Here is a 15,436-nt window from a genome sequence, read left to right on the forward strand (position 1 = left end):
TATGCGCTCTATTATATATTTAGGTATTGGTATTTTTTTCGGAATTGTTTTGTTCAAATCTGAAGCCGCTTCTTGGTTCCGAATTTATGAAATGTTTCAATTCAAATCTTTTCATATGTATGGGATTATTGGATCTGCTGTAGGATTAGGCATTATAATCACCCAACTTATTAAAAAATTTAAAATCAAGTCTTTTTATGGAGAGTCTATAGATATAGCTCCCAAGGATAAGAGTTTTAGCCGATATATGTTTGGTGGTATATTATTTGGTCTAGGCTGGGCTCTTGCTGGTGCTTGTCCAGGACCAATGTTTGTACTACTAGGTGCAGGTTACCTACCAATTTTGATCGTACTTATTTCTGCCATCCTTGGCACTTTAGTCTACGGAATAGTAAAAAATAAACTACCCCACTAACTCTAATGTTAGTTCGTTTTTACTAGGTATATTTTGCTGCCAACAGTTCACATTATAAAATGTGGTTTCTGCTATAGTCATAAGTGCCTCTTTTGTAGCAAATGCCTGATGTGGTGTAAGAAGAACATTAGGCTGCTCGATAAGGCGCTTTAACACCTCATCTTTTGGGGTATCTTTAGAATGATCATAAAAAAATATGCCACTTTCTTCTTCATAAACATCTGCACCATATCCCGAAATTTTATTAGACTCTAATGCTTGTAGTACATCCTTAGTATTTACTATTGCTCCTCTGGCAATATTGATAAGGATTACCTCTTTTTTCATGTATTGAATATAATTTGCATCGATAAGATGATGTGTCTTACTATTAAGCGGTATACACAAAAATATCACATCAGCCTCTTTGCATAAGTACCCTAAATCTGTATAGGCCATTTTATAGTCTTTTTCTGCTTCTTGATCTTTATAAAGATCATTTGCTAAAATTTTACAACCAAATCCATGCATTATTTTAGCTATTGTTTTTCCTATTCTACCAACTCCAACGATACCAACTGTTTTTTTATGAAGATCAAACCCTACCAGATTACTTAATGAAAAATTATAGGCATGTACTTGTTCATTGGCACGTATTAGGTTACGATTTAATGCTAACAAAAGGGACACTGCATGTTCTGCAATAGCATATGGGGAATATCCTGCAGCATTTGCCACTTTGATCCCTAATTTTTTTGCAGTAATAAGATTTATATTATCATATCCTGTAGAGCGAAGAGCAATATAATGAATCCCAAATCCTTTTAATCTTTCCAGAACTTGAGAGGATGCGATATCTGCAGAAAAAATAGATATAGCATCAAAACCCATTGCTAATACCGCAGTTTTAGCAGTAAGACGTTCTGGTATATATTTAACTTGATACACGTCGTTATTTGCTTTTTCAAGAAAAGGAATTTCGAAGTCCTTAGCACTGTATATTAGTGTTTTCATAAATTTATTCTTCTACAATTAATAATTCTTGCTCTTTTAATGCCCAAACTAACACCTTAACATAATCTCCAACAGCTTTTTTAATATTATTGGGTTCTGTAACATCTATAGCCCCTTTCCAGATTAGTTCTCTTTCTTTATCTGGGCAAATACAATAGAGGGAGGATTCTGCATGAAAAACCTGATACTCTTGATAATAATCTTCATCATAATAAATTTTTTGATTCTCATAATAATCCTCTCTAAAACTCTTAAATGTCTTATCTATATTTCTATACGCTTTTACAACTGTGATTTTATCCTCTACTCCTAATACTTTAGAAAGCAATATGGCATCAAAACCATTTTCGATAAGCTTAGACTCGAGAGCCATCATTTCTTTTTCTGTTTTGGCCGAAGAGGTAAAAGAATTCTCAAAATAATCCTCACTTTTTTCAGCATTAACTCCGTTCTTTTTTAACTCTGCTACTAATTTTTTCTCGAATACTTTTCTGGTACTTTCCTCTGGCGTAATCCCTATAACCAAAACCTTTTGTGTTTCAAAAACTTTGATTTCTGGATTTTTCCAATTTTCAACCAATTCACTAGATGTACAACTATAAAGTAGTCCAACAACAATTAATATATATCTGTATAATTTGTTCATACTTTATTATTTATTCTATTCAAAATGATGTTTGAATCCTGCAAGGCTTACCTCGGAAACAAAATATTTTTTTGGGTTCAAAAAAACTCTAACCCGTATTTTTTTACTTTATTATTTTATTTAACCGATCTACCAAAATCTTAGTATAATCTGGTGTTTTTTCAATAATGGACTCTCCTGATATTACATCTATATCTTTTAAAGCTATATTACTACTCCCCACGGTAGATAGAATAATGAGTTTATCCAATCGATCCGGATGGTTTTTAATAAACTTTTTTACATTTCTTGGCGGGCTGCCATACTCCCATGAATTAATAATAACCAATGCATCCCACTTATCTATATCTACAGTAAACATGGTATATACATCTATTACTTTAAAATGTATAGGATCTTTTTGGTAATGTCTAAGGATCCCCTGAACTAAGGAATCTTTAAACCTACTACCTTGTGATGCTATTAAAACTTTGGTTTCTAAATTTGGATCCTTAACCTTAAAAGGAATTACGGTATCCATAGAATAGGTATACTCGTACCATATCCAGAATCCTGAAAACCCTATCAAAAGAAGCCCGATTATAATCTTGAAAACTCGTTTCATTTTCAAAATATTATTATCTGAATATTATCAAAATTAATCTAATAAACGCTTTTGTTTGCTTTGCTTTAATATGCTTTTAATTAGATCAAAGATGTCTCGTTTTACTTCTCTATACTCCTCAAAAAATTCATTTACTACAATCGTTAATTTGCGGTGTTCTTCTTTATATTTTTTTTCTTCTATTGGCTGATCTACTCCATCTAACAGTACTGTAAGTTCATTATGATGATTGGTAATTTTTTTTAACAGTGGCTTTATATTTTTCTTACTTATGGATAATGCCTCTACTATGGATTTACTTTTACCAAATATTATTTTTGAGACGAGTTCTAGAGTGTGATTTTCAATAAGTTCTTCTAAAAAATGTTGTTCATCTTTTATAAATTTAAGTTCTAAAATCCAATGCAAAGAAGTTTCATGTAATTCTTCGGGACTTCTCCACTCTATATATTTTGGATTTGTTTGTTCTGTTTTCATAAGATTATGTAAAAAAAGACAAAGAATACTAATATAAAGCTATTCTATATCTTTAGTATTTGTACCAATTGAAGTAGTAAAATACTGTTGTTGTTTATTACGTTATTTAATTTAAAAATAGAATAACCTTGTGTTTATTGATATGATAATTATCAGGTTTACATATTTGTTATTGCTTTTTATTATTTTTTAAAATTCCTCCAGCATAGGAAAAAGTTTTCAACTTTAACTGTCTAAATTTTTTATAAAAATCATTAAACAGATTAGATAACCTGTCATGTTCTTTGTAGTATACTGTATCGCAAGAAATGGTATCACACTCTAACATTCCGCCTAATTCATTTTCGTGTTTTCTTATCCCCAGATGTATCGCTTGTATTTCGTTCTCTACATCTTCCATCTGATCCTTAAATTCTTGTAATTTTTCAAAAAGATTAGGTGTATTAGGTTCAAATACATAAGAGTTTAGTAGTTGTTTTACGAATTGTATTTCGGTTTCGATAAATTGAATACTTGATTTCCAGTCTAAAATATCTAAATGAAAGTCTTTTAATTCTTTTTCTGAAGTACCATTGATTTCTGTTGCCATTTACTTTCGGTTTTATAGTATGTTGAAAAGTTACATACTATTTTAAAAAACAGAAATGATAATTATCAGGTTTTGTGATCCTTACCATAGTTTTTTTACTTTTTACATTTGCGCTACTTGCCCTTTCGAGTGTCTAAGGGTTCGGTGATGGAGAGTTGATAAAAAACAGTATTATTTTATCTTTTACCTTCTATATTTATATAGGTTCCTTTATTCTTTCTTTTAAAAAAAAGACAGAATACCATATAAAATCAACATAAAAACACCTCATAAAGTGTGATGAGTCTCCAGTTGAATGGGGTGGCTTGCTGTATTTTACGACATAATATCCAGTGCTACTGGAGTCGCCCCGTGTTTTACGGCACCACATCCAGTAGCACTGGAAAACGTCCCGTAAAATACGGGGCGTTTTCCAGTTTGGCATACTCATTCTAAATAACAATATTAAATACCTTAAAATCAGTGTTTTATTTTCGCTATAAGTCTAGCGTGTAATTTTATTGTTGAATCCGAATAAAGTTTTTTGTGTATATAGTGATCGAAGAGACAAGGAAGTCAGTTGGAGTGTTTTTTAAGAAGCGTAGCGCAGTAAAAAATGTATTGAGAACTTTTTCTGCACAAGATCACTTCTCGATACAACTTCTTCCGTACAATATTTAATGGCATTCAAAATCCGAAGAAACTATTTCTACTACAGGTTTTGGAGAAAGATATGGAATGCCTAGCCCAAGGCCACGTATAATAAAAAGTAAACCAATTAGTATTACAAATATAGGAATTGCTTTTTGGATATGTTGTCGTGCTTTTTGGGATAAAAAATTTCCTGCATAAACAGCTAAAGTCATTAAAGGAATGGTTCCTAATCCAAAAAAAAGCATATACAGACTACCATCTAAAATAGTACCAGAAGCGATAGATCCAAAAACAGCCATATAAACTAAACCACAGGGCAAAAAACCATTAAGAAAACCAATGGAAAGAAAAGTATCGGGAGTTTTCTTTTTTAGCGCTGCACCCAAATTGTTTTTAACCTTGGCAATGATTTTATAAATAGGTTTAGAGAAATTATATTTTAGAAAGATTTGATATGGAATTAACACGAATATAATCATCAGAACTCCAATAACAATAGATAGATTTTGTTGTAGCCCAAAAATAGAAAAACTTTTTCCCAAGATTCCAAAAAATACACCGATAATACTATATGCTAATAACCGACCAAAATGGTATAGAAATACTTGAAAAAATTTTTGAATAGAATTAGATCTATTTACGGGCAACATAAATGCAATCGGACCGCACATTCCTACACAGTGAAAACTACCCAATAGACCTAGTATGAATGCCGATATTATCATTTAATATGTAAGTGATTTTTTGTACATATAAGGAGTATTGTCATATTTCCAATCTATGGTTATATTCCAACGTCCTTCTATCATGTTTTCGCCCTTAATCACAAACTCTGATTCAGAAAGTGAAATAGGTATTTTAAAATCTAAATTTTCGTTAGATGGCCTGTATAGGTAGATATTGCCTGATATTTTTGTGTAATTTTTATCTTTTGGAAAAGAAATTACTAAGCCTTTATCTGTTTTCTTTACAGTAATATTAGTATTTAAACTTTTTGAATTTTCTTCGGCATCAATTTCTTTCTGAAAAGCAAGTTCTTGTTTGTAGTAGTCTTTTACTACCAGATCATGCTCATATTTTTTTTCAGTATTCATTCGTATAACGAAGTATAAAATAAAAGAAATGAATGCTATAAAGACTAATACGATAGATGTACCCCAGTTTATTTTCATGATTTTTAGTTTTTTATGTTGTGAGTTTTAGTTTTTTTAATTTATCAAAAAAAATAAAACTCCTCGACTATTTATAGCTTCTAGGGCCTAAAAAGGCTGTAGTAGTAGTCTCAATTAATTCATCTTTACTATAAACACCTATTTTTAATCGATCTTTATCCCCTTTTAATGCAGCACTATTGATTTCTATAAATAAGGTACCTTCAGAGAGCCCTTGCTCTGGAACACTAAAGTTTTTATGGGTAACTAATTCTATTTTTCCTTTGTGAGATAATAGTTCAAAATGAATATCTTCAATTGTAGAGGTAGTTTTGTTTACTAGTTTATAAGTATACACATTACTTATAATATTATCCTCTTTATGTTCGTAGAGTTGTCCAGGTAGTCTTAATATGTTTGCTTCTACATCATTTCGTAAAAATGACATTCCTAAGAGAACTCCTGTAAGAATTACTAATACTGCACTATACCCTTTTAATCTTGGAGTAAATTCGAATTTTGCTTTTTTGGCTATATTATCTTCACTGGCATATCGTATAAGTCCTTTGGGCAAATTTACTTTTTCCATCATGTGATCACAAGCATCAATACAAGCAGTACAGTTTACACATTCTAATTGCGTACCATTGCGAATATCAATCCCTGTGGGGCAAACATGAACGCATTGAAAGCAATCAATACAATCTCCTTTTCCAGTAGAAGGGCGGTCTTCATTTTTTTTGAATTTTGCGCGTCCTGCATCTTTTTCTCCACGCTTATAATCATAAGCAACTACAATAGATTTTGCATCTAATAGCACTCCTTGTAATCTTCCATAAGGACAAGCAATAATACAAACTTGTTCTCTAAACCATGCAAAAACAAAATAGAAGACAGCAGTAAATATAAGTAATGATATTAGGGTGCTAATATTTTTAAAAGGGTCTCCTGTAATGTACTGTATTAGTTTGTCGCTACCAATTAGATATGCTAAAAACACATTAGCAATTAAAAAGGAAACAATAAAAAACACAGACCATTTAAGGATTCTTTTTCTTATTTTTTCGGCATTCCAAGGTTGTTTATCTAAGCGTATTTGTTTACCACGATCCCCTTCGATCCAATATTCTATTCTACGAAAAACCATTTCCATAAAAATAGTCTGTGGACAAATCCATCCGCAAAAAATTCTTCCAAAAGCAACAGTAAATAAGGTAATAAATACGACTCCTATAAGCATCGAAATAACGAATAGATGAAAATCTTGTGGCCAGAATGGGGCTCCAAAGATGTTAAATCGACGTTCTAAGACATTGAATAACAGAAATTGATTTCCGTTAATCTTGATAAAAGGAGCAGAAAACAAAAAAAGTAATAATCCATAACTAACCCATTTACGATACGTATAAAATTTGCCATCAGGTTTTTTAGGGTAGACCCAAGCACGTTTTCCTTCCTCGTTTATTGTTCCGATAGAATCTCTAAATTTTTCGTTTTCTGGTGTTTCCAATGGTGTGGTTTTTATTAGTAATTATTACAATTGTTTTAAAACCTTACAGGGAGTTTTTCAAAAAACTTATCTGTATATCTGAGTTTCTCAAAGATTATTTGGATAACCATTTTAAAAAATCTTTGAGAAACTCAGTTAAGTATATATTAAGGGTTATAACCTTTATTGGTTTACAACCACCGAGGTTGAATCGGATATACTTTCAGGAGCTTCTTCTTTTGGAACTTCTGTTTCAGGAGCATCGGGATCTATCCAGATCTCTCCTTGTGCCTCTTTTGCTTCTGTAGGATTTGTACCTCCAAGTGTAATTACATAACTAGATACTTGTGCTATTTCGGCAGGTTTCAAGGTTTGTTTCCAAGCAACCATTCCTTTTCCGTCTCGTCCTCCTTCAGAAATTGTTTTAAACACGTTTTTAATACCTCCACCCAGAATCCAATATTTATCCGTAAGGTTTGGCCCAATACCACCACCACCATCAGCTTTATGACATGCAACACAATTGGTGGTAAAAACAGCTTTTCCTGCATTTATATCAGCGGCATCTGTAAGTAGGGTAACCGTATTTATGTCTACCAAATCCTTAGCGGTCTTTTTATATTCTTCGATAGCAATTTTTGCCTCGGCAACTTCGGTTTCATATTCTTCATTTTGCGTGTATTCATTTAATACATGAAAACGAACTAAGTAAATCACTCCAAAAATAATTGTTGCATAAAAACTATATACCCACCATGGCGGAAGATTGTTATCCAGTTCTTTAATTCCATCATAATCATGATCCAGAATTATTTCTTCTTCTTTTTCTACAGGTTTGCTATCCAGAAGTTTTAAGTAAACATTTTTAATTTTTCTAAATTGCTTTTCTTTTTTAGTTTTTTCAGCCAAAAGATACCGCTCTTGCGCATCAGGTTTTAAAGAACGGAACAATATGCTACGTAATGCTTCTAAACTAATTTCTATAGCAATAGAAAACAAGACTACCATCCCTAATACTAGCCAGGTTAATGGTTGCGTTATAAATGCAGATTGTTCTCCTGATTCGACAGTTACTTCTATTAACAGATACGTAATTAATAGAAAAACAATAACTCTTATATAGGATGCAGTACTTCTCATAACACAGTTTCGTTTTCGTTATCTAATGGGATTTGACTTACTTCTTTTATATGGTCTTTTTTTGCGGTGAAAACCCACCAGAATAATCCCGCAAAGAATATGAAAAATATAAGAAGGGAAATTATAGGGTATATCTCTATACCGTCAATACTTTCCATATGGCCTTTTATAAATTTTAGCATGGTGTTTATTCTTTAGTTTGAACTACGTTTTTTACTTTTATATCGGTTCCCAATCTTTGGATATATGCTATCAGTGCAACGACTTCTCTGTTTCGCATTTCGATAAAATCTAACCCGTTTTCTTCAGCATATTTTTTGTCTGCTTCATACGTTTTTGCAAAATCAGGATCTGTATATAAATTTTTCTCAATTTGTGTACCTTGTTCATCCATCCACTCTTGTGCTCTGGCAATTTCTTCGCTAGTATAAGGTACTCCAAGAGTTACCATAACATTCATTTTGGTTTCGGTATTAGATTTATCTAGTTCATCTTTAATCAGCCATTTATAACTTGGCATAATAGATCCTGATGAGGTACTTTGTGGATCATAAAAGTGGTTTAAGTGCCAGTTATCTGAATATTTACCCCCAATTCTCATTAAATCGGGTCCTGTACGTTTACTTCCCCAAAGAAAAGGATGATCATATATATACTCTCCAGCTTTAGAATATTCGCCATATCGTTCTACTTCACTACGAAATGGACGTATCATTTGGGAGTGACAAGAAACACAACTTTCTCTTATATAAATATCTCTACCTTCTAATTCTAAAGGAGTGTATGGTTTTACGCTAGTAATCGTTGGTATATTAGACTTTACCATTAGTGTAGGTACAATTTGAACAACACCTCCGATTAGAATAGCAATAGTAGCAAAGATGGTTAATTTTACAGGTCTTCTTTCTAGCCATGTGTGGTATCCTTCTTTGGCAGTTCTATGTTTAGTTACTTTGGTAAGCGGAGCAGCTTGTGCTAATTCATCTGTAACAGTACTACCACTTCTAACTGTTTTAACAATATTGTATAGCATTACAAATGCTCCCAAAATGTACAAACTACCTCCTATGGCACGCATCCAGTACATTGGGATAATTTCGTTAACGGTTTCTAAGAAATTGCCATAAGTAAGTGTTCCATCAGGATTAAATTGTTTCCACATAGATGCTTGTACAAATCCTGCAACATACATTGGTAGGGCATACATTATAATACCAAGAGTACCAATCCAAAAATGAAGATTTGCTAACCCTGTAGACCATAATTTGGTTTTGGTTAATCTTGGGATTAACCAGTATATCATTCCAAAGGTTAAAAATCCGTTCCAAGCTAAAGCTCCAACATGAACATGAGCAATAATCCAATCGCTAAAATGGGCAATTGCGTTTACATTTTTTAGAGACAGCATAGGGCCTTCAAAAGTCGCCATACCGTATCCGGTAATAGCTACCACCATAAATTTTAACACAGGATCCGTACGCACTTTATCCCATGCACCTCTTAAAGTTAATAAACCATTAATCATACCTCCCCAAGATGGAGCTATTAGCATTACAGAAAATGCTACCCCAAGATTTTGTGCCCATTCTGGTAAAGACGAATATAATAGATGGTGAGGTCCTGCCCATATGTAAATAAAGATTAAAGACCAAAAGTGAACAATAGATAATCGATAAGAATAAACAGGTCTGTTTGCCGCTTTTGGAATAAAATAATACATTAATCCTAAGAAAGGAGTGGTTAGAAAAAATGCTACCGCATTATGACCATACCACCATTGTACCAAAGCATCCTGGACTCCTGCATATACCGAATAACTTTTAAAAGCACTTACTGGTATTGCTAAACTATTAAATATATGAAGGACAGCTACGGTAACAAAGGTTGCCAAGTAAAACCATATTGCAACATACATATGACGTTGTCTTCTTTTTAAGATAGTTCCGATAAGATTCCACCCAAAAGTTACCCAAATTATTGCTATTGCAATATCAAAAGGCCATTCTAGTTCTGCATATTCTTTGGATGATGTATATCCCAAAGGTAGTGTAATAGCAGCACCAACTATAATTAATTGCCATGCCCAAAAATTAACGTTACTAAGTGTATCATTAAACATTCGGGTTTTTAATAATCGCTGTGTAGAATAATATACACCAGCAAAGATGGCATTGCCCACAAATGCAAAAATTACAGCATTAGTATGCAGTGGTCTTAATCGACCAAAACTAAGCCATGAAATACCATCTGTTAGATTAGGGAATAAAAACATAAATGCCAGTAGTAACCCCACCGACATACCAACAATACCCCAAAGTATTGTAGCATATAAGAATTTTTTCACGATTTTATTATCGTAATAGAACTGTTCCATTTCCATATTATGATTGTTTAGTTGTATTGGATCCTGAAGATTTTTCTTTAGTTTCTTTTATAAGTTCGTCATCAAATAGCATGCGTACAGATGGGGTATATACATCATCATATTGACCATTTCTAACCGAGATAATGAAACTTATAAAAAAGACTATGGCAACGATTATACTAATCGTTAAAAGGATATAAATAACACCCATGGTTTACGTTTATTCCTCAAAAGTATGTGTGAATGTTTTCTTAAAGAATGACATTTATCAGGTTTTCTTAATAATGATCAGTTGTAGCTAAAAATGAAGGTTTTTTGACGTTATTTAGAATAAATCAATGTTAACAAATGTTAAAATAGTACCTTTTAATGCATAGTACTGTAACATAATTAAACAAAGCACGTCTAGTAAGTATAGAAACAATTAAACAACAGAAATATGAGAACTTTAGACAGTAACCAAATCACAAATAAAGTAACAGGTAGTAAAGGATATATATGGAACTCCAAAAGACGTTACAAATAAATTAATTATACAAAGCATTATAACAACTTTAAAGACAAATAAAATTTAGAAATTATGAGAACTATAGAAAATAACCGAATCACTAGAAAATTAAATGCACCTAATGGATATACATGGAATTCAAAAAGGCGTTATAGATAACACCTATTTATTAACCACCTCTGTACCGAGGTTTAAAAGCTAACCATAATGAAAACTATACAAAATATTAGAAAACGATTAAAAACCGTAACACAAAAACAAAACATGTTTTTGGATTGTACTACTAATTTTTATGATAATGAGGATGTTTTATTTAAAAAAATTAAGCCATACGCGTATTAACTTAAACTTTATAATATACTAAGAGGCCGAATTCTATAGTGGAATTCGGCTTCATTTATTTAGCTTTAAAACGTAATTTTCCAGTTTCTATTTTGATCGCAGTTTTAGCAAGTATCGTAAATATAAAAGCTCCTAATGCCCAAATACCTATGGTTACTCCTATTTCTATTCCTGTAGGCATATACTCTACAATTTTCCCATAAGGCCCAGGGATAAATCCAGGTACTATTAAGCCAAATCCTTTTTCTATCCAAATAGCAACAAAAAGAATAAAGCAACAAAAATATAATACTTTCAAATTATTTCTTAGTTTGCCAAAGGTAAGCATTATCGTTGCTAATACATTTAAGGGTATTGCAGTCCAAATCCAAGGTAATAAAGCAGTCTTACCATGTAAACCAAAAAATAAATAATAGGCACTTTCACTATGATGTGTAGGAGCATAAAATTCTTTAAATAATTCAGAAACCAGCATGATTAAGTTTATTTGTGCTGCTACTGTAACGATCATACTAATTTTTTTAATCGTTTTATCTTCAATTTTAAACTCTGTAAATCCTCGAATGATTGCTAACACTAATATAATCAAAGCAGGTCCTGCAGCAAATGCAGATGCTAAAAATCGAGGCCCCAATAAAGCATTGTTCCAAAAAGGACGAGCTTGTAATCCCTGGTATAAAAATGCAGTTACTAAATGTATACCTACTGCCCAAAAAACAGATAATATGGCACCAGGAACATATATTTTAGGATTTGGTACTTTTCCTTGGTAACGTCTAAAAAGTATATAAAAAGGAATACTAATATTAATAAACAGATATCCATTAAGGACAATCACATCCCAGGTTAACATAGAATTCGGAAAATTAAAAACTCCGATGCCAGGTATCATGTGCCAAAGAACCGATGGCCCTCCCATATCTGCTACAACAAATGCTAAGCACATAATTAGTGCAGCTACAGCCAAGCCTTCGCCTATAAGTACCGCTTGTTTAAAATCAATATCTTTAAGCACATAAGTTGGCATAACCAGCATAACAGCAGCAGCAGCAACCCCGACCAAAAATGTAAAATTAGATATATACAACCCCCAACTTACTCTGTCGCTCATACCCGTAACACTTAACCCATGTTCTATCTGTATAGAGTAGCAATACATCCCGATGAGCATCACTAAAGTTAAAAAACCCATCCATATATGGTATTTTTTAGACCCTTGTGTTATAGTATCCAGGCTGTCTATTATTAAGCCTTTTAAAACTTTAAATCGTCTCATTATTCTATTTGTATTATGGCGTTCCCCTCATAACTTCGGGTCGGGCTTTACACTATATCTTTTTTGAAATAAAAAAGGATGCCGCTTCAATCCCTTACGCATTATATAGTATTAATCCATAAAGTACCAGAACTTTGGCTCTGTACCCAGATCTTCTTTTAATCTAAACACTTTTTTATTTTCTAATACCCATCTTATGGTACTATTTGGATCTAATAAATTTCCGAAAATTCGAGCACCAGTAGGACAAGCGTCTACACAAGCAGGATTTTGACCTTTTCTAGATCGTTGCACACAAAAAGTACATTTTTCCATTACGCCTTTTTTGCGCATACGGTTTCCTAAATAGTGCTGGTTTTTGTTAATTTCCTTTTCAGGAACTTCTGGGGTACTCCAATTAAAACGTCTACCATCATATGGGCAAGCAGCCATACAATATCGACACCCTACGCACCAGTCATAATCAATAACAACAAGACCATCATCCTCTCGCCAAGTAGCTTGAACTGGGCATACTTCTACACAAGGTGGATTATCACAATGAAAACATTGTGTACCCATATAAAAATGTCCTTCAGCTGGTACTTCATGATAATAATTATCGTCTGCTTCATCAAACTTAAAACCTTCTCCATCTTTCATTTCATGAATACGGATATATTGCATTTGCGAGTTTCGGTCCTGATTATTTTCTTCAACACAGGCACTCACACAATCCATATACCCTTGACATTTAGAGATATTAAATGCGTATCCAAAAAGCACATCTTCTTCGGCATTTTCAGAAGTCATACTTATTGTTTTTCCAGTACGAAGCTGGTAGGAGCGCACCAATCTATCTACAGTTCCTTTTTTTTCATCATTGGTCATCAATTTATAGTTTCCTTTAAATTGCTCTTCCCAATCGATTTGTGCTTTTTCTTTAGACTCTTCTCCTGTAGTTATACTGCAAGATGTACTTACTGCTCCAGCGCCTATTAATAAGCTAGCTGTTAATTTTCTAAATGCAGTTCGACGATCCATTTGTACATCAAAAACTTGATCAAAACCATCTCTTTTGCGTTCATCTCCAATAGCAGTATCTACCGCATTATCAAATTCTTCATCACTAATTTGGCTTTTAGCATGTGAGCCACATCCACCAGATGTTTTTCCACAGCTACACGAACCAGAAGATTCTTTTTTTGCACTATTCAGGTTTAATGAAAACCACTTTTTGTTATCGCTCATACCTTATATTATTAATGCTCTAATTCTTCTTTTCTCTCTTTTACGGTTTGGGTATTAAATCTTGCAGGCCATCTTTTTTCAAAACTTGGTTTATGTGGGTTGTGGCAGTTTACACAAGTCATTGATGCTCTTGGTGGTACCCAGCCGGCAATTTTTTTTCCATGTGCTCCTCCTTTCCAATCTTCAAATTGGTTAGTATGGCATTGACTACATAGCTGGTAACTTCTATTAAAATCTATTTTGTTTCCAGTTAGACTAGTAAGTGTATTCATATCCTTTCCGTTATGACAAGTAGTACAGTTCATGGTATTGCTATTGGCATGCATTACTTTGATATCCCAATGTGCTTTTTTACTATCTACACTATTTTGCATTTGATCTAATGGCTTAGAATGACACTCAATACAGGCATACGATTTTATTTTTCCTTTACGTTCAGGGATTAAAAAAGTATGTTCCCCTTCAGTAATTTCTATAAGATCCATATCTTCCAAATATTTTTCAGAATGAATAGATGTGCCATGATAGGGATTACTTTTATCCTTAATTTTATCTGTAAGGCTATGGTATTTATCTTCATTTTGTTTACAGGAAACAAACAGTATCATAAATAAAAGTAAATAACTTAGTATATATGTGCTACAGTAGTTAGTCATAATTCTTAATTATTGTTTCTTGAAAAAACACTTTTTTCAGAGTATTCAATAGCGTTTGGTACATGACATTGTCTGCAATTGATACGTTCTGGATGCGTAACTCTAATTTCTTTGGGAGCAGCTGGCCCTGCATGACAAGACAAGCAATTTTCACGCATTTGTATAGAGTGCGGGATCATTGGGGGGCTTCCTGGTAAGGCATTATGTATACCTGCTGTTGGTGCGTGAACTTTTACAAAACTAGTTTCAGTAAAGAATGTCTCGGTATTTTGAGTTACATGACACTGCCTGCAATTTATCATTTCGGGATGTGGCGTTACAGGTGCGTATGCATTAAATTTTTGTACAAATCCTCCATTTTGATGACATTGCAAGCATGTATTCCCTCCCATGCTCATTTCTTGTTTAACAGGATGAGGTATACTAGGTGGAGCTCCATGATATGCTCTATTATCATAGTATGTTTCTAATGTTCTTTGATGCTTTTCGTCGACGGGCATATTTACATAATCGAATGCGTATTCAGATCGCTGAAAAACTCCTGCTTCTGAAGGGATTTTTGGAGACGAAATCTCATTTTCTAATGGGATGTATGCATCTTTCAATCCTGTTTGATAGCTGTAATTCCAAATAGTTATAAATGCTATAAACAACAATACAAATAGTGATATGATACCTAATCTTTTCATTTAATCCACATTGTGGAGTTTAATTTTCAGAGGTTTGCCTCGAAAACAAAATATATTTTCGGAAGCACCCCTCGTGAGCTTGCTCCGAGGTTATTGATTTAAATTTTACTCACTAAGTGAGGTTCTAATATTTTAATGTTTGCTACAAAATCAAAAATATTTTATCAAACAAATACTTGTCCAGCTTTATCGAGATAATCACTAACCACTGGATTAGTAGACCTTAGTTTGTT

Annotated in this window: 18 protein-coding genes; 2 read left to right on the top strand and 16 right to left on the bottom strand. The window is 32.9% G+C overall.

The window, feature by feature from the left end; translation table 11 throughout:
• Nucleotide 1: 1 nt before the first annotated feature.
• Nucleotides 2-415 (top strand): DUF6691 family protein, encoded by a 414-nt coding sequence (locus H527_RS0109830; RefSeq protein WP_027412555.1) that lies wholly within the window; start codon nucleotides 2-4, stop codon nucleotides 413-415.
• Here H527_RS0109830 and H527_RS0109835 read toward each other — a convergent pair.
• The 12 genes from H527_RS0109835 to ccoS form a co-directional block, all read right to left on the bottom strand.
• Nucleotides 404-1,408 carry a 2-hydroxyacid dehydrogenase gene (locus H527_RS0109835; RefSeq protein WP_027412556.1) on the bottom strand — a complete coding sequence of 335 codons (1,005 nt, stop codon included), beginning with the start codon at nucleotides 1,406-1,408 and terminating at the stop codon, nucleotides 404-406. The two genes, H527_RS0109830 and H527_RS0109835, sit on opposite strands and share 12 nt — an antisense overlap.
• A gap of 4 nt (nucleotides 1,409-1,412) precedes the next feature.
• Nucleotides 1,413-2,054 (bottom strand): hypothetical protein, encoded by a 642-nt coding sequence (locus H527_RS0109840; protein ID WP_027412557.1) that lies wholly within the window; start codon nucleotides 2,052-2,054, stop codon nucleotides 1,413-1,415.
• Nucleotides 2,055-2,157: 103 nt separating this feature from the next.
• Complete coding sequence (locus H527_RS0109845; protein ID WP_027412558.1) at nucleotides 2,158-2,658, bottom strand: hypothetical protein; 501 nt, start codon at nucleotides 2,656-2,658, stop codon at nucleotides 2,158-2,160.
• Nucleotides 2,659-2,691: 33 nt separating this feature from the next.
• Nucleotides 2,692-3,135 (bottom strand): hypothetical protein, encoded by a 444-nt coding sequence (locus H527_RS0109850; RefSeq protein ID WP_027412559.1) that lies wholly within the window; start codon nucleotides 3,133-3,135, stop codon nucleotides 2,692-2,694.
• A gap of 169 nt (nucleotides 3,136-3,304) precedes the next feature.
• Nucleotides 3,305-3,724 (bottom strand): hypothetical protein, encoded by a 420-nt coding sequence (locus tag H527_RS0109855; protein WP_027412560.1) that lies wholly within the window; start codon nucleotides 3,722-3,724, stop codon nucleotides 3,305-3,307.
• A gap of 656 nt (nucleotides 3,725-4,380) precedes the next feature.
• On the bottom strand, nucleotides 4,381-5,082 hold the full coding sequence (locus H527_RS0109860; RefSeq protein WP_027412561.1) for a sulfite exporter TauE/SafE family protein: 702 nt from the start codon (nucleotides 5,080-5,082) through the stop codon (nucleotides 4,381-4,383).
• On the bottom strand, nucleotides 5,083-5,529 hold the full coding sequence (locus H527_RS0109865; RefSeq protein WP_027412562.1) for a FixH family protein: 447 nt from the start codon (nucleotides 5,527-5,529) through the stop codon (nucleotides 5,083-5,085).
• Nucleotides 5,530-5,596: 67 nt separating this feature from the next.
• The gene (ccoG, locus tag H527_RS0109870; protein WP_027412563.1) at nucleotides 5,597-7,018 is read right to left on the bottom strand and encodes a cytochrome c oxidase accessory protein CcoG; all 1,422 of its coding nucleotides are present in this window, start codon (nucleotides 7,016-7,018) and stop codon (nucleotides 5,597-5,599) included.
• A gap of 162 nt (nucleotides 7,019-7,180) precedes the next feature.
• Nucleotides 7,181-8,137, bottom strand: a complete 957-nt coding sequence (locus H527_RS0109875) for a cbb3-type cytochrome c oxidase N-terminal domain-containing protein (protein WP_035087788.1) — start codon at nucleotides 8,135-8,137, stop codon at nucleotides 7,181-7,183.
• Nucleotides 8,134-8,319 carry a CcoQ/FixQ family Cbb3-type cytochrome c oxidase assembly chaperone gene (locus tag H527_RS0109880; protein WP_027412565.1) on the bottom strand — a complete coding sequence of 62 codons (186 nt, stop codon included), beginning with the start codon at nucleotides 8,317-8,319 and terminating at the stop codon, nucleotides 8,134-8,136. Before H527_RS0109880 ends, H527_RS0109875 begins: the two co-directional genes overlap by 4 nt.
• A 5-nt stretch (nucleotides 8,320-8,324) precedes the next feature.
• The gene (gene ccoN / locus H527_RS0109885; RefSeq protein ID WP_027412566.1) at nucleotides 8,325-10,517 is read right to left on the bottom strand and encodes a cytochrome-c oxidase, cbb3-type subunit I; all 2,193 of its coding nucleotides are present in this window, start codon (nucleotides 10,515-10,517) and stop codon (nucleotides 8,325-8,327) included.
• A 1-nt stretch (nucleotide 10,518) separates the two neighbouring features.
• Complete coding sequence (gene ccoS, locus H527_RS0109890) at nucleotides 10,519-10,713, bottom strand: cbb3-type cytochrome oxidase assembly protein CcoS (RefSeq protein WP_027412567.1); 195 nt, start codon at nucleotides 10,711-10,713, stop codon at nucleotides 10,519-10,521.
• Between the two features lie 504 nt (nucleotides 10,714-11,217).
• On the opposite strand from ccoS, the gene H527_RS24685 reads away from it, so the two are divergent.
• The gene (locus H527_RS24685) at nucleotides 11,218-11,352 is read left to right on the top strand and encodes a hypothetical protein (protein WP_262891727.1); all 135 of its coding nucleotides are present in this window, start codon (nucleotides 11,218-11,220) and stop codon (nucleotides 11,350-11,352) included.
• 55 nt (nucleotides 11,353-11,407) lie between these two features.
• Here H527_RS24685 and dsrP read toward each other — a convergent pair whose 3' ends face one another.
• From dsrP to H527_RS0109910, 4 genes are all read right to left on the bottom strand, one after another.
• The gene (gene dsrP / locus H527_RS0109895) at nucleotides 11,408-12,628 is read right to left on the bottom strand and encodes a sulfate reduction electron transfer complex DsrMKJOP subunit DsrP (RefSeq protein WP_027412568.1); all 1,221 of its coding nucleotides are present in this window, start codon (nucleotides 12,626-12,628) and stop codon (nucleotides 11,408-11,410) included.
• A 111-nt stretch (nucleotides 12,629-12,739) separates the two neighbouring features.
• The gene (locus tag H527_RS0109900) at nucleotides 12,740-13,858 is read right to left on the bottom strand and encodes a 4Fe-4S dicluster domain-containing protein (protein WP_027412569.1); all 1,119 of its coding nucleotides are present in this window, start codon (nucleotides 13,856-13,858) and stop codon (nucleotides 12,740-12,742) included.
• 11 nt (nucleotides 13,859-13,869) lie between these two features.
• Nucleotides 13,870-14,466: a cytochrome c family protein gene (locus H527_RS0109905; protein ID WP_229809263.1), complete on the bottom strand. Its 597-nt coding sequence runs from the start codon at nucleotides 14,464-14,466 to the stop codon at nucleotides 13,870-13,872.
• Nucleotides 14,467-14,519: 53 nt separating this feature from the next.
• Nucleotides 14,520-15,203: a nitrate reductase cytochrome c-type subunit gene (locus tag H527_RS0109910; RefSeq protein WP_027412571.1), complete on the bottom strand. Its 684-nt coding sequence runs from the start codon at nucleotides 15,201-15,203 to the stop codon at nucleotides 14,520-14,522.
• Nucleotides 15,204-15,436 lie beyond the last annotated feature (233 nt).

This window comes from Aquimarina muelleri DSM 19832 (assembly GCF_000430665.1).
Classification (GTDB): domain Bacteria; phylum Bacteroidota; class Bacteroidia; order Flavobacteriales; family Flavobacteriaceae; genus Aquimarina; species Aquimarina muelleri.